Origin of the sequence: Marinobacter sp. SS13-12 (assembly GCF_030227115.1) — a bacterium.
GTDB lineage: Bacteria > Pseudomonadota > Gammaproteobacteria > Pseudomonadales > Oleiphilaceae > Marinobacter.
This window is the reverse complement of the sequence record NZ_JASSUA010000001.1, coordinates 1,358,457-1,379,024: the sequence shown is the minus strand read 5'-3', so window position 1 is coordinate 1,379,024 and position 20,568 is coordinate 1,358,457. Positions and strand designations below refer to the sequence as shown.

Here is a 20,568-nt window from a genome sequence, read left to right as displayed (position 1 = left end):
CTGGGGTTATAGAAAGGGTTACAGAAACGCGCCAATACTGATCACCACACTGATAAAAATTGTGAGAATCAGTAGCAGTGGCCAGATAAACGCCAGCCATCGATCGTAGGAAACACGGCCGATGGCCAGGCCGCCCACCACCACGGCAAAGGTCGGGTTGATCAGGTTGACCAGGCCGTTGGCTGACTGGAAGGCAGTAACCACCAGGTCACGCCCCACGTTGGCAAAATCCGCCAGCGGCGCAAGGATCGGCATGGAGAGCACAGCGAGTCCGGATGACGACGGCACGAAGAAGCTCATGCCCACTTCAATCCAGAACATCAGGTTGATAAAGGCCAGTTCCGGCAAGCCCCCCAGGGTGGTCTCCGCACTGTGCAGGATGGTGTCGGCAATCATGCCCTGTTCCATAATCACCACAATGCCACGGGCCAGCCCGACGACCAGCGCCACACCCAGTAAATCGCGGGCACCGTCAACAAAACTGCTGGTCAGCTTTTTCTCACCCAGCCGGGCGATGATGCCGATCACGATGGCCGAACCAAAGAAGAGCGCGCCCATTCTGGCCATCCACCAGCCCTGGGAGGAAACACCCCAGATCATCACGATGAACGTCAGTGTGAAGATGATCAGGGCAATTTTCTGGGTACCGGTGAGCTCGAAATCTTCCAGCTCATCGTGGCCTTGAAGGAACAGTTTGCGGTGAGCATCCCGCTGTTTGGCAACCACGGAGCGGGATGGATCGGCCTTGACCCGTTGGGCATAGCGCATAACGTACGCCGCGCAAATGAGAAGGCCACCTACAAGCAGCACAAACCGAAGCACAATGCCGTCCGTAAAGGGAATATCGGCAGCGTTGGAGGCAATGACCGTTGCAAAGGGGTTGATCGTTGACCCCAGCACACCAATACCGGCCCCCACCAGAATGATGGCAACCCCGGTGACTGCGTCGTACCCCGCCGAGATAATGACCGGAATCAGAATGGCATAGAAAGCCAGGGTCTCCTCGGCCATGCCGTAGGTTGTACCCCCCAGTGCAAACAGCGTCATCAGTATCGGGATCATCCATATCTCACGCCCTTCCAGCCGGTGCATGGCGCTGCGTATGCCGGTATCGATGGCACCGGTGGCGTTCATCACACCCAGAAAGCCGCCAAGGAACAGCACGAACAAAGCCACATCAATGGCGTTCGCCACATAGCTGTCAGGGTCGTAAAAGCCTGCCGTAGGTGCCAGCATCACATCAACGAAGCCCTGGGGGTTGGGGTCCACGGTCTGATAGGTGCCAGGCACCGCAACTTCCCGCCCCACCTCTTCGTTCATGGAGCGCTCGTACTGACCTGCAGGGATAATCCAGGTTAGCGCTGCAACCAGAATGATCAGCAGAAACAGGATGGTATAGGCAGTTGGAAATCGTGTTGCAAGGTCTTCTTCGGGGTTCGATGAAGGGAGTTTTTCATCAGTCACGTGGCGTCTCCTTTCCATTGTGGCTTACTGATGGGGCTGTCCATCCGTTAAAGTATGGACCTCAAAGCCCGTATGAAAAGTGATCAGCGTCAATTCAGTACGAAGCTGATAGTGCTGCTACTACCTATCCGCATAACTGCTGAGATGGAGCAGCCGATGTTTGCGTCTAGTATTCTCCCGAACCAGAATGACTCAGGTCACTCAATCCGCTGGCCCCTGTAACGCACACTCAAGGAACCAATATGCTTCTCTCGTTTCTGGCTATTGCTGTCGGCCTCGTTCTACTGGTGTGGAGCGCCGGTAAGTTTGTTGAGGGCTCAGCGGTAACCGCCGGGCACTTCGGCATGCCGCCGCTGTTGATCGGCATGGTGGTGGTCGGCTTTGGCACTTCGGCGCCGGAGATGGTGGTCTCCGCCCTGGCGGCAACCCAGGGTAATCCGGGCCTGGCATTGGGTAACGCCTACGGTTCCAACATCACCAACATCGCCCTGATCCTGGGTATTACAGCATTGATCAGCCCGATTGCGGTTCAATCACAGGTGATGCGCAAGGAGCTGCCAATTCTTGCGGCGATAACGGCACTGGCAGCCTGGCAGTTATGGGACGGAGAGCTGACATTCGCGGATGCCCTGGTGCTGCTGGGCGTGTTTTTCCTGTTGCTGGCCTGGTCCATTCGCCAGGGCATGACCCGGAAATCCGACGCCCTGGGTGCGGAGATTGCCGATGAAATGATTCACCGCACCATGCCCCTGCGCAATGCGATCATGTGGCTGATTGCCGGTCTGCTGGTACTGATTGTCAGCTCGCGGATTCTGGTTTGGGGCGCGGTTGAGATTGCCCATGGCTTTGGGGTGAGCGACCTGATCATCGGCCTGACCATTGTCGCGGTGGGTACGTCCCTCCCGGAGCTGGCATCATCTGTGATCGCTGCCCGCAAAGGGGAGCATGACATTGCGCTGGGCAATATACTGGGCTCCAACCTGTTCAATACCCTGGCGGTTGTGGGCATCGCCGGTACCATCAGCCCGATGGCCGTGGCGCCGGAGGTGTTCTACCGGGATATAGCGGTGATGTCGGCCCTGACGTTGTCGTTGTTTGTACTGGGCTACGGCTTCCGCGGCCCGGGGCGAATCAACCGGGTTGAGGGTGGTTTTCTGGTGGCCTGTTTTGTTGGTTACACGGCCTACCTGGTTTCAACCACCTTCACCTCATAGGAAAGGAAAGCCAAACCGACCGGGACAGCTCAGCCAAGCAGGCACTCCCGCGACAGCTTCTGGCTGACTTCCCGGCGCTGACGCCGCAGTCGGTTACCCTTATCGTTGGAGTAGCCGGCCCGCAACTGCTGCTGAATGCGCTCGAGCCGCTCCCGATATCCGGTACAGCGGGCGTTCTTGCGCTTGAGTTCACGGGCTTCCTGCTGCGCAGACGCCTTTCGGTTGCCGCCGTGATCGCCCTCCAGGCTGCGATTGACCTGGCGATTGATGGTACTTACCCGCTCACCCCGGCTGATATTCTCCCGCATGGGTATCAGCGAGGGGCGCCTCAGCTCCACCTGTTTGTGCTCGCGTCCACCGGGTTTTATGTCGGTAAAATGAGCAACGCCCTGGTCGTCAATCCAGGTGTACATTTCGGCTGTCGAAACGGCCGGGAAAACCCAAAATACGAGAACTGCTACCTGCCTCCATGGCATCGGAATCCACTCCCTGTGGTCTGTTTAATAACGAAAACATTGTAAACCAAACCCCTGGCCAGTGAGAGGTGCGGGCCATGGATCAGGCGTCCAGTAATTCAATCCAGTGCTGCACCGGCACCTTCGCCCTGGTTTCCAGATGCATCTGGCAACCGATGTTGGCGGTGACGATTCTGTCCGGATTGTCTACGGTCAGGGCCTTGAGCTTATTGTTCAGCAGGCGCTGGCTGAGTTCGGGCTGCAGGATCGAGTAGGTTCCTGCGGAACCACAGCACAGATGCTTTTCTTTGGTATCCGCCAGCTCAATCCCCGCTTTGCGTAACACCTGGTCCACTACGCCACTTTGCTGCATGGCGTGTTGCAGGGTGCAGGGGCAATGGAACGCGACCTTGCCTGCGCCCTTTGGAACCTGCAGTTTCTCCAGATCCTGTTTCAGCAGGAAGGCGCCGAGGTCGACGGTCATGTCGCTGACTTTCTGAGCCTTGGCGGCGTAGACCGGGTCGTCCCGCAGCAAGTGACCGTACTCCTGAACCATGGCGCCACAACCGGAGGCGGTCATGATAATGGCTTCCGCGCCGGCATCGATCGCTGGCCACCAGGCGTCAATGTTGCGGCGCATGGCGTCCAGGGCTTTTTCGTGTTCCGACAGGTGATGGTTCACCGCGCCACAGCAGCCTGCTTCCGGTGCCTCCACCATAGTGATGCCGAGCCGGTCCAGTACGCGGGCTGCAGCGGCGTTGGTGTTCGGCGTGGCAGAGGGCTGGACGCAGCCGGCCAGGGCCAGCACGATGCGTTCGTGGCTTGCCGCCGGCCAGGGGCTGGCCTGTTTTCTGGGTGGTACTTTGGTGCGCAGTTTTGCGGGCAACACGGGGCGGAATAATTGCCCCATGCGCAGTAGCAGGCCGAATAACTGGCGATTGGGGAGTACGCGGGCGAGTGACCAGCGTATCCAGCGTTCTTTCGGGGGCCGGGGCATTTCCTGTTCCATCAGGCCTCGGCTGATGTCGATCAACCGGCCGTATTGCACGCCGGAGGGGCAGGTGGTTTCGCAGCTGCGGCAGGTGAGGCAGCGGTCGAGGTGCTCGCGGGATTTTTCGGTGACTTCTTCGCCTTCCAGGAACATTTTCATCAGGTAGATGCGGCCTCTCGGGCCGTCGCGTTCGTCGTTCAGTTCCTGGTACGTTGGGCAGGTGGCGGTGCAGAAGCCGCAGTGTACGCAGGCTCGCAGGATGGACTCGGCCTCCTGACCTTCTGCTGTATTGGCGAATTGTTGGACTAGGTTGGTTTGCATCTTTTACCTGCTTTCTGAATTTGGAGCACAAGTGATCGGCTTGGTTTAGAGCACAAGTGACCGGGTAGGGCGTCTCTGAAACGCGCTCCTTCGGCACATCCATGTGGCGCTTGGACTCCGCCATCCATGGCTCCGTACAGTTTCAGAGACGCCCGACCCGCTCACTTCCCCGGCATCTTAGCCGCCCTCACTAAAGCCAGCTGTACAGTCGCCCGGGGTTAAAAATACCGTCAGGGTCGAACGACTTTTTCAGCCGTTGCTGGATTTCTTTCAAAGCCCTCGACTGGTGGTGCATCACTTCATCCGTGCGATCACCGCCTCGGAACAGGCTGACCTGGCCACCGGCACGTTGGGCCATGGTTTCCAGTTTGGCCATGTCCGCGTCGCCGCGGTACCAGCGCTGGGAGCCGGCCCAGTCGATCAGCCAGGGGCCGTCCAGCTCCGGGTTTTCGGCGGTGGAGCCGACGGAGAAGCGCCAGAGTGGTTCGTCACCGGCAAAGAAATCGTGCTGCATGTGCTGAAGCTGTTGCCAGAACGCACCGCCCTCCTCCATAACGTCACCGGTCCATTTTTCGGCGGTGGCTTCCACGGCAGATTTGGCACCGGCGAGGCGCAGATACACTTTTCCGTCTACCCAGGCGGCGCCGGTGATGGGTTTGGGTTCCTTGGCGCGGCTGTTCATGTAGTGAATGACATCGTCCAGGACCATGTCCTGTACCAGGGTGACGGACATGGCCGGTCTCGGCATGACTTTCAGGCTGACTTCGGTGATGACACCCAGGGTGCCCATGGCGCCGGCCTGGAGCCGGGAGGTGTCGTAGCCGGCCACGTTTTTCATCACCTGGCCGCCAAAGCGCAGGTGCTCTCCCCTGCCATTGAGCAGGCGGATGCCCAGGACCTGGTCCCGTACCGAGCCGGACCAGGGTCTAGCGGGACCGGAGAGGTTGCAGGCCAGGGTGCCGCCGAGGGTGGAATTTTCACCAAACCTGGGCGGCTCGAAGTGGAGACACTGGCCTTCTTCCGCCAGGGTGGCTTCGATTTCCGCCAGGGGGGTGCCGGCACGGGCGGTCATGATCAGCTCTACCGGGTGGTATTCAACGATACCCGTGTGTTCACCCAGCTTCAGGGTGCCGGCATCTGTATCGGCGGCGCGGCCCATGAAGGCCTTGGTGCCACCGCCTTCGATGTTGAGCTTCTGGCCGGACTCCCGGGCCTGGAGAACCTGCTCGATCAGCGTCTGGGACATATCAGCCATGGGCAGCTTCCACCGTATCGTGCTTGTGTTGTTTGTGTTCCAGGGAGCGATATTCCTGGCAGAACCGCAGGGCAGGCACACCCTTACCGGGGTTGAGGATACCGGCCGGGTCGAAGGCGGCCTTGACGTCGTGGAACTGTTGCAGCTCTTCGTCATTGAACTGTATGGCCATCTGGCGGATTTTCTCCACGCCCACGCCGTGCTCGCCGGTAATGCAGCCGCCGACTTCCACGCAGAGGTTGAGGATGCGACCACCGAAGGCTTCGGTGCGCTCGAATTCACCGGGCACGTTGGCATCAAACAGGATCAGTGGGTGCAGGTTGCCGTCACCGGCGTGGAATACGTTGGCGACTCGCAGCCCGAACTCCTCCGACATTTTTTCCATTTCCAGCAGTACATGGGCCAGGTACCGCCGCGGGATGGTGCCATCCATGCAGTAGTAATCCGGCGAGATACGCCCCACCGCCGGGAAGGCAGACTTGCGGCCCTTCCACAGCAGTGCCCGCTCTTCCTCGCTCTGGGAGGTTTTTACCGAGGTGGCACCCAGCTCACGGAACAATGCTTCGGCCTGGGCGATATGTTCATGGACTTCTTCTTCGGTGCCGTCCACCTCACACAGCAGCAGCGCCTTGGCTTCCCTGGGGTAACCAGCCTGCGCAAAATCATCGGCAGCGATAATGGCATGGCCGTCCATCATTTCCAGGCCGCCGGGAATGATGCCATGGGAGATAATGCCGCCCACGGCATCGCCGGCTTTCTGCACGCTGTCGAAGCCGGCCATCACCACCTGGGCCACTTCCGGTTTCGGCAGCAGTTTTACCTTCACTTCAGTCACGATACCCAACAGACCTTCAGAACCGGTCATCAGCGCCAGCAGGTCCATGCCACAGACATCCAGGGCATCACTGCCGATGACTACGCGCTCGCCCTCGGCGGTGATCATTTCCACGCTGAGGATGTTGTGAACGGTCAGTCCATACTTGAGGCAATGCACACCACCGGAATTCTCTGCCACGTTGCCGCCGATGGTACAGGCGATCTGGGACGAGGGGTCCGGCCCGTAATAGAGGCCGAACTGCGAGACTTCCTCGCTGATAGCCAGGTTGCGAACACCCGGTTGCAGTCGTGCCGTCCGCGCTAATGGATCGATGTCCAGAATGCGGTTGAACTTGGCCAGCGACAAAACCACGCCCTCTTTGTGGGGCATGGCACCGGCACTCAGGCCGGTGCCGGCACCACGGGCAACTACGGGCACCGCGTGCTCATTGCAGATGCGCATCACCCTCTGCACCTGCTCGGCGGTTTCCGGCAGCACCACGAGCATGGGCATCTCGCAGTACATGGACATGCCGTCGCACTCGTAGGGCTTCATGGTTTCGTCATCGGTGATGACAAAGTCCGGGTCTATAAACGTGCGGAACTGCTTTGCCAGCTCCGCTGGGCTGACTTTCGGCTTGGTGGTCATATCGTTCTCTGAGTGATTGGCTTCAGGTATGACAGCCCTCAACCACGTTTGGTTTCGAAATAGTCGATACCGGCCTGGGCACAGTCCATATCCTGCTGAGGCGTGCCTGAGCTGATGCCAATGCCGCCGACAACCTCGCCATCGACAATGACCGGCAGACCGCCGCCTACAGAACTGATGCGGCCACCGACCTCGGTGTGGATGCCGAAGGCCAGCTTGCCGGGCACGTTGACCGCGTTGTAGTCATGGGTGGCCTTCTTCGCGGCCGACGCGGTAAACGACTTGTCCTGGGCAATGGTCACACTGGTGATCTTGCCACCGTCCATCCGCTCGAACGCAATCAGGTTGCCGGACTCGTCCGTTATGGCAATGCACATGGGCACGCCGATTTCGCGAGCTTTTTCAGCAGCGCCTTCGATGAGGATCCGTGCTTCAGCAAGGTCCAGTCGTTTAATCGTCAACATAAAGTATTACTCCTTGAATTTATTAACCGTAAACCAATCCTGGCAGCCAGGTTACGATGCCGGGGATCAGGATACACATAAACAGACCTAATGCCTGAATAGCCAGGAACACCAGGGATGATTTGAAAATCGTGGCCATGGATATTTCCGGCGGGCATACGCCGCGGAGGTAGAACAATGCATACCCGAATGGCGGACTGAGGAACGACATCTGCATATTGACCAGATAGAGCACACCAAACCAGAGCACAACGTCATCACCTGCCACTGGCGGGAAGCCCAACAGCCCCGGGAACTCCAGCGCTTTTACAATAGGAATGAAGATAGGAACTGCCAGCAGCAGAATACCCACCCAGTCCAGAAACATACCCAGAACCACCAGCAGGAACATCAGCAGGAACAGAATGCCATAGGGCGACATGCCAGTACCCAGGATGGCATCCGTTACAAATTGCTGGCCACCCTGAAGGATGTAGAAGCCAACAAAGACCGAGGCACCAAACATGATCCACAGCACCATGGCAGATGCCTTGGTAGTGGTTACAGATGCTTCCCGCAGCCCGCCAATAGAGAACTTACCGTGCATCATAGCCACCACAATGGCGCCAAAGGAGCCGATACCAGCCGCTTCCACCGGCGTTGCGATGCCACCAAACAGCAGGCCTAGGACCAGAAACACCAGAACCAGTGGAGCAATCAGGTTTTTCGTGAGAAGAAGCTTTTCCTTCAGGGAAATCCGCTCTTCCACCGGTACGGGCGGCCCCAGCTTCGGATTGATCCAGCTGCGGATCAGCACATAGGCAATGTACATGGAAGACAGCATCAGGCCCGGAATCACGGAGCCAAGATACAACTCACCGACCGATTGCTGCGCGACAACCGCGTAGAGAATCGCCAGGATCGAGGGCGGAATCAGTATACCCAGAGTACCGCCAGCCATGATTGAGCCCAGCGCTATCTTCTGGTCATATCCGCGTTTGAGCATCGCCGGCAGAGCGATGATACCCATGGTGACAACGGCCGCGCCGATAACACCCACCATGGCGGCAAGAAGGGTAGAAGCCAGGATGGTTGCTGTCGCCAGACCACCGCTGAGGCCACCCATCCACTTGTAGACCACACTGAACATTTCCTCAATCAGGCCCGCACGTTCAAGCATCGAAGCCATGAAGATAAACAGCGGTATCGCCGCCAGATCAGAGTTGGTCATCATCGGGAAGATGCGACCCGGCACCAGGTTCAGCATCATCGCGTCGCCCACCAGGTAGATGAACATCACCCCGAGACCACCGGTCACGAATGCCAGCGGCAGCCCCATCATCAGGGCCACGGCAAGCGAACCGAACATCAGATAGGTCAGAGGGCCGACCTTGACGTCAGAGAGGCTACCGGAGAGCTTGAACAGGAATTTCTCGTCGCTCCACGGATCGTAGAAAAGAATGTTGATCATCTCGACACAGATAACAAACGCCAGTGCCACTGTGGCGATAATCATTAGCCAGGTACTGAGCTTCCCCACAAGGTTGCCGCCCGGCACCGTTGTTGAACTTGTAGTCATGCCGTGCGCTCCCGACCAAGACGGACGAACAGAACAATATCCTTGGTCAGCTTGGATATGCCCGCGAGTAAGAGAAGGATGGACCCCACCACCATCATGCCTTTGACCGGCCAGTGTTGGATGCCCCAGGTCTCAACCGTGGTTTCTTTCATGGCGTAGGAATCCTGGAAGAAGCTCCAGGAGGTAACCAGCAGGATCAGGGCAAAAATGAAGAAGAACATGGACGTAAAGATGTCCAGACCAACTCTTCCCCGTACTGGCAGCATGTTGTACATCACATCCACACGCACATGTGCGCCATGAAGCATGGCAAATGCGCCTGCGAGCATATATTGCATGCCCAGCAGCAGAAAGCTGGCTTCATGGACCCAGATGGTCGGCATGTTGAAGATGTAGCGCATGACCACCCCAAAGAAATAGAACACAACGGCATTGATTGTCCAGAACGACACGAACAGACCGGATTTGTCACAAATCCAGTCTACTACTTTGGTAAACCAGTTCCCCTCGAACTGGAGATAGATCAGCGGATCGTCCTCTTTCGCCTGCAATTCCGCCGGTGTCAATTCCGGTTCGGCAGTCTCGCCTCCGTGACCACTACTCCACTTGTCCCAGGCCATCATGATCAGCGGCATGACCGCAAGCCAGCCCCAGTAGAACCAGTGCGGCATTACGAATCCGAAACCTTCAAGATCAGACATGTTGTTGCTTCCTCAGCCACAAAACGGGGAAGGCGGGACTCCTCTTGCGGAGTCGTCCCTGACCTTCCCCCTGTTTTTTTTTATTGGTTCAGCTAAATGTTAACGGCCTTGTATACCTTCGAGGTCAGACTCGTCGATATAGCCGACGGTCTCGTTCATCATGTAATCGATCTGGATATCGAAGATGGCACGGGCATCCTCGTCCTTGTTCGCCCACTTGTACCAGATCGGAATGGCTTTACGGCGCCATTCTTCCACGTCATCCTGGCTCAGACGGCTCACGGTATCGCCCGCGTTCTTGAACTTCTCCATGGCCTCAATGTTGCGCTTCTGGATGGTCAGGTAGTGCTTCTGTGAATAAATCCGCACCTCATCCTCAACCAGTTGCTGGAGTTTCGGATCCAGAGCGTTCCAGGCACGCATGTTCACCGTCAGATCCATCAGGTCGACCGGCTGGTAGATGGACATGACGCCCGGAGGTCCGAACAGGATGTAATCAGTCACCTGGGAGAAGCCCAGTTCCCAGTTCACCGCCGGGCCCACATAGTCGGCTGCGTCGATGGTACCCTTCTCCAGGGCCGGGAAGATGTCAGAGCCGGGCAGGCTCACGGTGGAAGCACCGAACGCCTGGAACACCTCGGCGACCATGCCACCGGGAACCCGCAGCTTCAGGCCTTTAAGGTCATCGAGGCTGTTTACCGGCTCTTTGGAGTGGATGATATTTGCATCGTGCTGGATCGGGCCAACGTAGAACAGCCCGAACTTCTTGTAGATTTCCCGGGTCTTCTCCAGCATGCCCATGGAATAGAACATGATATCCCACTGGTGGGGCTGATCAGGGCCGGCCGGATAGGAGGACAGGAATACTGACGCGGGAATCTTGCCCGACCAGTACAGGGTGAACGGGTTCATACCCTGGAGAACGCCACTGCGAACCGAATCGAACAGTGAATTGTTGTCGGCGGCGACAGCCTTGGCAGGGAAGCACTTGAATATCAGTTCACCGCCTGACTTCTCTTCCATCCCGTTACACCAGTCCTCAAACAGGTCGTAGCCGACCGTGCCCGCATCCCATACCGACTGGATTTTCCAGGTCGTTGCTGCGTGGGCCTGGCCCGCGCCCATGAAGGTCGCACCACAGAAAGCGGCAGCCAGGGCGGCGGTTTTGAGAAAGCTGCGTCTTGGGACGACGGTTTGCTCAGTGTTGTTGTTGGTATTCATCGACACATCTCCGTTGACGTTGTTGTTATCTGCGTCAGGTAAACGCCGACAAATGCCGGCATTGAATCGATATTCGTAGCCCAGCCGGTTTTAGTCCAGAGGAATGCCCGGTGGTCTGACCAGTTTTGTATATGTCCGATGGACGAATGCCCCGGAATGAGCCATATTTACTGACCCCGGATGAAATTTCGCGATTAACCGGCAAACAAAAATAACTGGTCAGACCAGTACGTAATAACAGGTACAACCATGGCGATCGCTCAGGACATTTCCTATCGACTCGAACGGCTGATTCTCGATGGTGGCCTGGCCCCCGGGCAGAAAATGCCCTCGGAGCGACAGCTTGCAACACGGCTTGGGGTGTCCCGCGCCATCATCCGGGAAGCATTGCATGAGTTGCAGGGCCGCGGCGTCATCGAGACCAAACACGGCAAGGGTTCTTTTGTGGCGCGAATCGTGCCCGGTGCCGAAGAGGATGGCGACGACAGCCCACTGCTGCAAATGTTCAACGGCCATCCCCGCACCCTCTACGACCTGCTGGAAATCAGGGAGCAACTGGAGGGTCAGGCGGCGTATCTTGCAGCAGAGCGCGCCACCACCCAGGACCTGCATCGCATCACCAAGGCCTACGCCGCACTGGAACAGACTGACCCGCTCACCAACGCCAGGCCAGACCACAACTTTCACCAGGCAATTGTGGAGGCTTCCCACAACCCGGTGCTGGTGCATGTCCTGAACGGCCTCAAGAACCTCATGTTACTGACCGTACAGGCGTCGGTGGCCAACCTGAATCCGCGGGAGGAAATGCGCAACAAGATCGCCCGCCAGCACAAACGCACCTACCAGGCAGTAATGGCAAGGAAACCGGAGGCGGCGAAACGCATTGCCATGGCTCACGTGCGTTTCGTCAGCGACGCCATGCGGGAAATCGAGCAGCAGGGCACGGCCATTATCCGGGTACCCGTTAACACATCAACATCAAAGGCTGCCGCCCCAGAGAATGCATAATTGGCGAAAAGCTTGCATCATGAGTTCAGTCATCCACAATTAATTGGTATTGATTTTCGGGACCACTGTCCGTAAAACTTGCGCCTTTGTTCAGACAGCCTCAGGAGCCATCTATGGCGGAAACATCGCCTCTGATCTGCAGGGATATCCACAAGACCTTCGATCAGCTGGAAGTACTCAAGGGTATTTCGCTGGAAACAAAGAAAGGTGATGTCATATCCCTGATCGGCAGCTCCGGCTCCGGTAAAAGTACCTTTCTGCGCTGCATCAATATGCTGGAAACCCCGACTTCCGGCGACATTATCGTGCACGGTGACCCGATCCGGTTCACCACCAACCGCAAGGGCGAGCGCGTGCCTGCCGACAACAAGCAGGTCGAGCTGATTCGCGCGCGGCTCTCCATGGTGTTCCAGAGTTTCAATCTCTGGTCTCACATGACGGTTCTGGAAAACATCATTGAAGCCCCGATTCACGTTCTCAAGGTCCCGAAAAAAGAGGCTATCGAAAGGGCGGAAGCCTACCTCAACAAAGTGGGCATCTATGAGCGCAAGGACTACTACCCCGCCCAGATGTCCGGCGGGCAGCAACAGCGAGCGGCCATCGCCCGGGCGCTGGCCATGGAGCCGGACGTCATGCTGTTTGACGAGCCTACCTCCGCTCTTGACCCGGAACTGGTAGGCGAAGTTCTGAGAGTCATGCAGAACCTGGCCGAGGAAGGCAGAACCATGATCGTGGTAACCCACGAGATGTCTTTTGCCCGGGATGTGTCGTCCCAGGTCCTGTTCTTGCATCAGGGTGTGATCGAGGAGCAAGGTACGCCGGATAAGGTCTTCGACAATCCGGATTCCGAACGAATGAAGCAGTTTCTGGCTCCCAACTTTTGATGTGCGTGCTATCTTGAAATCAGCAAAAAGGCAGACCACTGCCGATAATAAAGCCCACAAGGCTAATAACGACTGGAGAAATGACTCATGAGAAAACTGATTGTTGCAGCAAGCGTTGTCCTGGCCATGATGGCCGGCGTCGCTCACGCCCAGGAACGAAACCTCCGCATCGCCTTCGACGTGCCCTACGAGCCGTTTGAATACAAAGATGACAACGGCGAGCTGACCGGTTTCGAAGTGGAACTGGCCGAAGCCATGTGCGAAGAAATGAACGCCAACTGCGAGTTCGTCATCCAGGCGTGGGACGGTATGATTCCGGGCCTGCTGGCGCGGAAATTCGACCTGATCATGTCTTCCATGTCCATCACGCCGGAGCGTGCGGAGCAGGTGCTGTTCTCCGAGCCGTACTACAACACCCCGGGTGGCTGGTTCGCGCCTGAAAGCTTCAACACCGACGTCACCGACATGGAAGCCATGGAAGGTAAAACAGTGGGTGTACAGCGCGGCACCACCATGGATACCTTTGTGACCGAAGAAATGGGTGGCGTGGTTTCCATCAAGCGTTACACCACTGCAGACGACATGGTTCTTGACCTGGAAGGCCAGCGTCTGGACGTGGTCTTTGTCGACTACCCGGTGGGTGAGCAGACCGTCCTGAGCAAGGAAGGTTTCAAGGAAGTGGGTGAGCCGGTCAAGCTTGGCCAGGGTGTCGGCGTTGCCATGCGCAAGCGTGACAAGGAGCTGGCCGAGGAAGTCAACGCAGCCCTCGCCACTCTGAAAGAAGATGGTACTTACGACACCATTATGGACAAGTACTTCGCTTACGACATCAAGATGTAAAACTGGCCCAGGGGCAGCCATTTTGGCTGCCCCTGCTTACCGGATGTTTTCATGATCGACTTGAAAGGCTACGGCCCGGCCCTGCTCGATGGGGCGGTGGTCACCATTGAACTGGCCCTCCTTTCCCTCGCCCTCTCTTTGACCCTCGGCCTGATTGGCGCCTCTGCCAAGTTGTCCAAAAGCCGGGTGGCCATCGGGATCGCGACCACGTATACCACCCTGATCCGTGGCGTACCGGACCTGGTGATGATGCTTCTGTTTTACTACGGCGGTCAGGTGGCCGTTAACAACCTGTCTGATTACCTCTATGACGCCTATGGCGTGGATTTCTTTTTCCAGTTTGATCCATTTATCGCCGGCGTCCTCACTATTGGCCTGATCTTTGGCGCCTATATGGCAGAAACCTTCCGTGGCGCCTTCCTGGCAGTGGAAAACGGCCAGATTGAAGCGGCCCGTGCCTATGGTTTCAGCCAATGGCGCACCTTCCACAGAATCATACTCCCGCAGATGCTGCGCCATGCCCTGCCCGGCATTGGCAACAACTGGCAGGTGCTGCTGAAAACAACGGCACTGGTATCCATTATCGGCCTGACGGATATGGTGAGGGTTGCGGAAGAAGCCGCCAAGGCGGAGCGCATGCCGTTCCACTTCTTCATTCCGGTGGCGTTTGTTTACCTCAGCCTGACGGCTGTTTCCGAGCTGTTTATAAAGTGGCTCACCAAGCGCGCCAATGTTGGCGTGGTACAGGGGAGCTGAACCATGCCTGACTTTATCGCTGAACTGCTCAACCGCAACGATATCTTTACCGCGGCGACCATCATGGAATACTGGGGCGGCCTGGTCACTACCGTGCAACTGGTTTTCCTGTCGCTGATTCTGGGGCTGGTGCTTGCCGTTCCGCTGGCGATCATGCGCACATCGAAAAACCCGCTGATCAATGCTCCTGTGTGGTTCTACACCTATATCTTCCGGGGCACGCCACTGCTGATCCAGCTCTACATCATTTACTACGGCCTTGCACAGATTGAGGGTATCCAGCAGACCTTCTGGTGGGACATCTTCCGTGAGGCTTTCTACCCTGCCCTTTTGGCCTTTACCCTGAACACGGCGGCCTACACCACGGAGATCATTCGCGGTGCGATTGTGGCAACACCCAGTGGTGAGATCGAGGCCGCGAAGGCCTACGGTATGAGCTGGGCCCTGCGGATGCGGCGGATTATTCTGCCCAGTGCTGCCAGGCGGGGGGTGCAGGCGTATTCCAATGAGGTCATCTTCATGCTTCATGCCAGTGCAATTGCCAGCGTGGTGACCATGGTGGATCTCACCGGCGCGGCGCGGAATATCTATTCCCGGTTCTATGCGCCCTTTGATGCTTTTATCTTTGTGGCGCTGCTGTATATGGCGTTAACTTTTTTACTGGTATTTGCATTCCGCAAGCTGGAAAATTATCTGTTGCAGCATCAGCGGCCCGTCAGTGGCTGACATTCAGGCCTGGTGCCTGTCATGGTGGGGAGTCGCATGAGCGTTCGTGAATTGCTTTTCGGTACTGGTCGCGACTGGCTATCTCATACCCTGTCTACCGCCGAGCATGCGTCCTCGGAAAAAGTCGTGGTGCTTGATGATGGTACCGGGCTGCAGCGTCAGGATACCGGGCTGCTGTACCTGGAACCGCCAGCCAGCCGCGCCAATCCCAATAACGAATCACTGATTGTCTCTGCCGGGATTCATGGCAATGAAACGGCGCCCATCGAGGTTCTTAACCATCTGTTGAATGAACTTCTCGATGGCCAATGGCACCTGGCCTGCCCGGTGTTGTTGATTCTGGGCAATCCACCAGCGATGGATACCGGAGTGCGGTTTACCGATGTGAATCTCAACCGGCTGTTTGGCGGTGCTCACCGCAAACCCGAATACCACGGGCTCCCTGAGGCAGAGCGGGCGCGGGTGCTGGAACGTGCTTGTGACGCTTTTTCTGCAAGGCATTCCACCAACCTCTGTCACTATGATCTGCACACCGCCATTCGCCCTTCCCTGCGGGAGAAATTCGCACTTTATCCGTTTGTGGACGGGCGGGATGTGCCTCAAAGCCAGGTCGATTTCCTGCTGGAGGCGGAGGTGGACACCCTGCTGTTACAGCACCGTGAAGGCACCACATTTTCCTCGTTTTCATCAACGGCGCTCGGCGCAGAGAGCTTTACCGTGGAGCTTGGCAAGGCACAACCGTTCGGGCAAAACGATCTCACCCGGTTTACCGGGGTCAGCAATGCACTGCGGCGGCGGATGAAGGGGGAGGCACCACCGAAGCAGGATGGCGCGTCACAACAGATGACCATATTTAAGGTGGTGCACGAAATCCTCAATACCGGCGACAGCTTCCGCTTTCACGTGCCCGACGATGTGGCCAATTTCACGATGTACGACTCGGGAACGATGATCTGGGAAGACGATGCCACCTGCTACCGGGTAGGCGATTCACCCGAGGGCATTATCTTCCCGAACAGCAACGTGCCCGTGAATCAGCGGGTGGGCCTGATGGTCAGGCCCTGCAACTAGGCCGGTGCATTCTCCGGCTCAGCCACCTTGCAACTGATCACCCGGGTACAGACAGAGGGCACCACCAGCAGTGTCAGCACCGTGGAAGCCAGCAACCCGGAAATGATGGCCCAGGCCATGGGAGGCCACAGTGTTGAACTGGAAAACGCCAGTGGCAGCAGGCCGGCTACCGTGGTGCCGGTGGTCAGCAGGATCGGCCGGGTGCGCTGCTCGACGGCCTTGCGAACGGCATCGCGAATGGCATCCCCTTTCTCCAGTTGCCGGTCCATGACATCCAGCAGCACGATGGCGTTGTTGACCACAATGCCCACCAGCGCAATCACACCCAGCAAAGACTGAAAGCCGAAGGGCGAACCGGAGAACACCAGCCCCGGGAAGATTCCCACGGTCGCCAGTGGCACCGTCAGCAAAATAATCCCCACCCGGCGGAACGAATTGAACTGTATCAGCAGGAAGAACAGCAACAGCAGCACACCAATCGGGGCCGTGGTCAGCAGGGCATTGTTGGCATCGCCCGAGCCCTCGGCATCACCGCCCATCTCCAGCCGGGATCCGGGCGGCAGCGGATTGTCTGCAAGGGCCGCATCCAGCCCTTCCAGGGCCTGGCTGAAACTGTAACCGGCATGGAGGTTGGACCAGACGGTATTCATCCGGGTGCCGTTGCGCTGGTACCGGGCGGCGGACTGCCAGGAGGTTTCCACCGAGGCAATAGCCGACAGGGGCACCGCGTCACCCTGATCGTTGTAGATGTTCACTGACAGCAATCGTGGCAGCGACAGGCTGGTACCTTCACGGGAACGCAGTACCAGTGGAATTGGGTCCTCCTCCTGCCGGTATTGCTCTGCCACCACACCGAAGCTCTGGCCATACAGGCTCTGGGCCACATCAGACCGGTTCAGGCCGTAGCGGGCAGCACTGGCGTCGTCCACATTGATGGCGATACTCGGCACCCCCATATCCAGGTTGTGGCGCACGTCCACGGTGCCCTCAACGCCGCGCAGGGCAGAAAACAGCTGCTCGACCGCCTGGGCACGGACGTCATCGTTCGCGTGGTACACCCGTATTTCCACCGGAGCTGCACGGGGTGGTCCCTGGCCGAGAATGCCTGCCGTTACCTGCAACTCGGGCATTTCCTGCCCCGCGAATTCCCGAATCCACTGCACCAGTCCGGTGGTGGCCTCCAGAGTGGGTGTCGATACCACGATGCGTCCGCGGTTAGGCGCCTGGGGTTCCCGCTGCAGGTTGTAGTAGAAGCTGGGACCGGTAAAGCCGGTGAACCGGTGCACCAGCAGCGCCTCGGGGCGGGTGCGAATGGCCCGTTCAAGATCCGCTGCCACACTGGCGGTACGTTCCTGGTCGGTGCCTTCGGGCATATACAGCTCTACCACTACTTGCGGGCGATCGGCGTTGGGGAAAAACTGCTGCTTCATGAACGGTGTCAGGGACAGGCTGAACACGACCAGTGCCGTACCCGCGAGAATCAACGTGCCCGGGCGCCTGGCCACCAGGCTTCCGAGGAAGCGAGACAGGCCGATCAATCTGTCCTCCCGGGCGTCCACCTTGCGGGGTTTGAGGAAACGGGCCGCCAGCAAGGGTACGGCGGAAATCGCCAGCAGATAGCTGACCGACAATGTGAGCATGATCATCACCGGTACACCGCGGGTGAAGTCCGCCGTTCCACCTTTGGAGAGCAATAAAGGCATGAACGCAGCTATGGTGGTGCCTGTAGACGCCCCCAGCGGACCGGCGAGTTCCCGCACAGACCGCTTAAGCGCGTCCAGCCGGCGCATGCCGTCGTCCAGATAACCCTGGATGCTCTCCACGATCACGATGGCATTATCAATCAGGATGCCCAGAGATATCACCATACCGATGACGGCAATCTGGTGAAGCACGCCACCGCCCAGGTCATACAGGCCGATACTGATCAGCGCCACCATGGGCAGGATAGACGCCACCAGGATACCCATGCGAATACCCATGCCGGTGAACACCACCGCCACAATAATGATGACCGACAGAACCAGGCTCCAGGCCAGGTTGTCCAGCCGCTCTTCCACTTTGTCCGGCTGGAAGAACATCTCGCGGATTTCGTAGGGGGCGAATTCATCGCGTATCACCGACAGGCGTTCACGCACACGTTCACCAAACCGGATCGCATCCGTGCTGCCTTCCTCCATGATCATCGAGACCAGCACCACCCGTTCACCGTCGTACCAGGCCTCCGGCTGCCGGGGTTCTGCCGGCCCCCGCCACACTTCCGCTGCCGCAGCCAGGGGCACCTGGGAGCCATCCGGCAGTTCAATGGGCGTGGCGCGAATGGCCTCGACACTGGTAAATTCACTGTTCGGTAACACCGACAGGCGGCGACCATCTGCCACGATAAAACCACCGGGTGTGGTCTGGTTCCGGCGTGCAAGAGTGTCCAGCACCCGCGCCGGCGAGATGCCCAGCCGGTACATGGCAGCGTCGTCCAGCGCCAGGGTAATCTGCTCGTCTGCATCGGCTTCGAGTTCAATGCGGGAAACCCCGGGGATATCCGCCAGGTTCTGCTTCAGCCGCTCGGCAACGTCGCTCAGCTCCGTCACCGAGCCGGAACCACTGACCGCCAGGATGATGGCGGGAATATCAATCATACGGTCATCAAGAACCATTTGGCCGACATCATCCGGGAAATCCAGGCGCGCGCGGTCCATGGCCTGGCGCACCCGATCCCAGGCAGAATCGGTATCGTAGATGGTGTCGTTCAGGCGAACATTGAAAACCGCCACGCCGGTGCGCGCGGTGGCCTGGGAGAAATCCACTTCCTCCACCTGGCGAAGTTCGTCGGAGAGCGGTTGCAGCACAAGCCGTTCCACCGCCTCGGCACTGGCGCCGGGATAGTTGATGGTGATCAGGCCAGCGCGGTATGGGAAGGAAGGGTCCTCCTGGCGCGGCATGGTGCTGTAGGCGGCGATACCCAGGAGGCAAAGCATGGTCACTACCATGCCCAGCAACCGTTGGAAATTCAGCAGGCGCAATGACATTAGCGCACCTCCACCGCATCGCCGTCAGAAATCCGGGTCATACCGGCGTATACCACCTGGTCACCGGCGGTCAGGTCGGTGGCATCCACCACCACGCGCTCACCGATGATTCGCTGAACCGTTACTGGCACTCGCCGGGCTATGCCATCAGAGACACGAAACACACTGGCACCACCATTGGATTTCATGACCGCCAGCAGTGGCACGGTGGTGGCGACGGTTTCGCGGGGAGTAATCCCCACCTCAACCGGCTCGCCTGGCTCCAGGGTGTCCGCTGGCAGACTTACCAGCACCGGGTGAAGCTCACCACGAACCCCGCCGGACTGGGCAATTTCTACAATCGACCCGGTTTCCGGGGGTCGGTTGCGCTGCTGCACGGACCACACCGGCAACAACTGCCCCAGCGAAACGTGGTTAAGCATATAGGCAGGCACCCGCACTTCCACCTCACGGCCGTCGGGGGAAGACAGGCGCATCACCGGCTGCCCGGCCGCCACAAATTCGTCCCGCTCCACCAGCAACGCTTCAACCCGGCCACCGAATGGCGCCCTCAGTTCACTTTCCTGCAGCAGGCGTGTGGCCTCCGCTAGTGACGCCTCCGCGGTTGCCATGCTGGCTTTCAGTCTGTCACGCCGGGATGCCAGTTGCTCCAGCCCCTGCTCTGACACCACGCCACGTTCATGCAACTGGCGGGAACGCTCCCATTCACGTTTGGCCTGGTCGTGCTGGGTTCTGAGCTCTTCCAGCCGCGCCGCCGCGGAATCCCGGGCCGGTTCCAGCGCCGGGTTGTATACCCGCGCCAGCAGGTCACCGGTTTTCACGGTCTGCCCCAGCTCCACTAATCGCTCACGCAGGGTGCCGCTGACCTGGAATGTCAGCGTTGCCCGCTGAGCCGCCCGCACGATACCGGAGAAACGAAGCGACACACCTTCTGTCTGGCCACCGGTTACCTCCGCAGCCCGCACAGTAATGGGGGCAGCACCCTGGTCCGGGCCCGGCTCACTGGATTTACAGCCACTGACAAGCAGGACGGCAAAAGCCGCAAGAGATATGATGGCGGGGCGCCAGATGGTGTTCATTGAGAGACCCTCTCTTCCATGTTCATGGTGTTTTGTTGGCTGCCCATCCGGTGGACAAAAATTTATTAT

The 20,568-nt window shown here is 58.3% G+C and carries 18 protein-coding genes; 7 read left to right on the top strand and 11 right to left on the bottom strand.

The window, feature by feature from the left end:
* Positions 1-18: 18 nt before the first annotated feature.
* On the bottom strand, positions 19-1,464 hold the full coding sequence (locus QPL94_RS06290; RefSeq protein WP_350310607.1) for a YfcC family protein: 1,446 nt from the start codon (positions 1,462-1,464) through the stop codon (positions 19-21).
* A 242-nt stretch (positions 1,465-1,706) separates the two neighbouring features.
* Between QPL94_RS06290 and QPL94_RS06285 the strand changes: the two genes are divergently transcribed.
* Positions 1,707-2,678: a calcium/sodium antiporter gene (locus tag QPL94_RS06285; protein WP_285356254.1), complete on the top strand. Its 972-nt coding sequence runs from the start codon at positions 1,707-1,709 to the stop codon at positions 2,676-2,678.
* A 29-nt stretch (positions 2,679-2,707) separates the two neighbouring features.
* Here the strand turns inward: QPL94_RS06285 and QPL94_RS06280 are convergent, their stop codons facing one another.
* The 8 genes from QPL94_RS06280 to dctP all read right to left on the bottom strand — a co-directional run bounded on the left by QPL94_RS06280 (position 2,708) and on the right by dctP (position 11,109).
* Entirely contained in the window at positions 2,708-3,154 is a 447-nt protein-coding gene (locus QPL94_RS06280; RefSeq protein ID WP_285356253.1) for a DUF4124 domain-containing protein, read from the bottom strand.
* Between the two features lie 82 nt (positions 3,155-3,236).
* The gene (gene glcF, locus QPL94_RS06275) at positions 3,237-4,445 is read right to left on the bottom strand and encodes a glycolate oxidase subunit GlcF (RefSeq protein WP_285356252.1); all 1,209 of its coding nucleotides are present in this window, start codon (positions 4,443-4,445) and stop codon (positions 3,237-3,239) included.
* A gap of 190 nt (positions 4,446-4,635) precedes the next feature.
* The gene (gene glcE / locus QPL94_RS06270) at positions 4,636-5,700 is read right to left on the bottom strand and encodes a glycolate oxidase subunit GlcE (RefSeq protein ID WP_285356251.1); all 1,065 of its coding nucleotides are present in this window, start codon (positions 5,698-5,700) and stop codon (positions 4,636-4,638) included.
* Positions 5,693-7,165 carry an FAD-linked oxidase C-terminal domain-containing protein gene (locus QPL94_RS06265; RefSeq protein WP_285356249.1) on the bottom strand — a complete coding sequence of 491 codons (1,473 nt, stop codon included), beginning with the start codon at positions 7,163-7,165 and terminating at the stop codon, positions 5,693-5,695. Before QPL94_RS06265 ends, glcE begins: the two co-directional genes overlap by 8 nt.
* Before the next feature lie 38 nt (positions 7,166-7,203).
* Complete coding sequence (locus tag QPL94_RS06260) at positions 7,204-7,629, bottom strand: GlcG/HbpS family heme-binding protein (protein ID WP_285356248.1); 426 nt, start codon at positions 7,627-7,629, stop codon at positions 7,204-7,206.
* Between the two features lie 22 nt (positions 7,630-7,651).
* Complete coding sequence (locus tag QPL94_RS06255) at positions 7,652-9,187, bottom strand: TRAP transporter large permease (RefSeq protein WP_285356247.1); 1,536 nt, start codon at positions 9,185-9,187, stop codon at positions 7,652-7,654.
* The gene (locus tag QPL94_RS06250) at positions 9,184-9,888 is read right to left on the bottom strand and encodes a TRAP transporter small permease subunit (RefSeq protein ID WP_285356246.1); all 705 of its coding nucleotides are present in this window, start codon (positions 9,886-9,888) and stop codon (positions 9,184-9,186) included. The genes QPL94_RS06255 and QPL94_RS06250 overlap by 4 nt, the downstream gene beginning before the upstream one ends.
* A 99-nt stretch (positions 9,889-9,987) precedes the next feature.
* Positions 9,988-11,109 (bottom strand): TRAP transporter substrate-binding protein DctP, encoded by a 1,122-nt coding sequence (gene dctP, locus QPL94_RS06245; RefSeq protein ID WP_285356245.1) that lies wholly within the window; start codon positions 11,107-11,109, stop codon positions 9,988-9,990.
* 249 nt (positions 11,110-11,358) lie between these two features.
* Here dctP and QPL94_RS06240 point away from each other — a divergent pair, with 249 nt between their 5' ends.
* The 6 genes from QPL94_RS06240 (at position 11,359) to astE (ending at position 16,394) form a co-directional block, all read left to right on the top strand.
* Entirely contained in the window at positions 11,359-12,117 is a 759-nt protein-coding gene (locus QPL94_RS06240; protein WP_285356244.1) for an FCD domain-containing protein, read from the top strand.
* 113 nt (positions 12,118-12,230) lie between these two features.
* Positions 12,231-13,001, top strand: a complete 771-nt coding sequence (locus tag QPL94_RS06235; RefSeq protein WP_137435744.1) for an ABC transporter ATP-binding protein — start codon at positions 12,231-12,233, stop codon at positions 12,999-13,001.
* 87 nt (positions 13,002-13,088) lie between these two features.
* Positions 13,089-13,841 (top strand): transporter substrate-binding domain-containing protein, encoded by a 753-nt coding sequence (locus QPL94_RS06230; protein ID WP_285356242.1) that lies wholly within the window; start codon positions 13,089-13,091, stop codon positions 13,839-13,841.
* Positions 13,842-13,892: 51 nt separating this feature from the next.
* Positions 13,893-14,597, top strand: coding sequence for an ABC transporter permease (locus QPL94_RS06225; protein ID WP_137435748.1), 705 nt, complete (start codon positions 13,893-13,895; stop codon positions 14,595-14,597).
* 3 nt (positions 14,598-14,600) lie between these two features.
* Positions 14,601-15,323: an ABC transporter permease gene (locus QPL94_RS06220; RefSeq protein ID WP_285356241.1), complete on the top strand. Its 723-nt coding sequence runs from the start codon at positions 14,601-14,603 to the stop codon at positions 15,321-15,323.
* A 36-nt stretch (positions 15,324-15,359) separates the two neighbouring features.
* Positions 15,360-16,394, top strand: coding sequence for a succinylglutamate desuccinylase (astE, locus tag QPL94_RS06215; RefSeq protein ID WP_285356239.1), 1,035 nt, complete (start codon positions 15,360-15,362; stop codon positions 16,392-16,394).
* Here the strand turns inward: astE and QPL94_RS06210 are convergent.
* Together QPL94_RS06210 and QPL94_RS06205 are read right to left on the bottom strand one after the other, a co-directional pair.
* On the bottom strand, positions 16,391-19,420 hold the full coding sequence (locus tag QPL94_RS06210; RefSeq protein ID WP_285356238.1) for an efflux RND transporter permease subunit: 3,030 nt from the start codon (positions 19,418-19,420) through the stop codon (positions 16,391-16,393). The two genes, astE and QPL94_RS06210, sit on opposite strands and share 4 nt — an antisense overlap.
* The gene (locus tag QPL94_RS06205; protein WP_285356237.1) at positions 19,420-20,499 is read right to left on the bottom strand and encodes an efflux RND transporter periplasmic adaptor subunit; all 1,080 of its coding nucleotides are present in this window, start codon (positions 20,497-20,499) and stop codon (positions 19,420-19,422) included. The genes QPL94_RS06210 and QPL94_RS06205 overlap by 1 nt, the downstream gene beginning before the upstream one ends.
* Positions 20,500-20,568 lie beyond the last annotated feature (69 nt).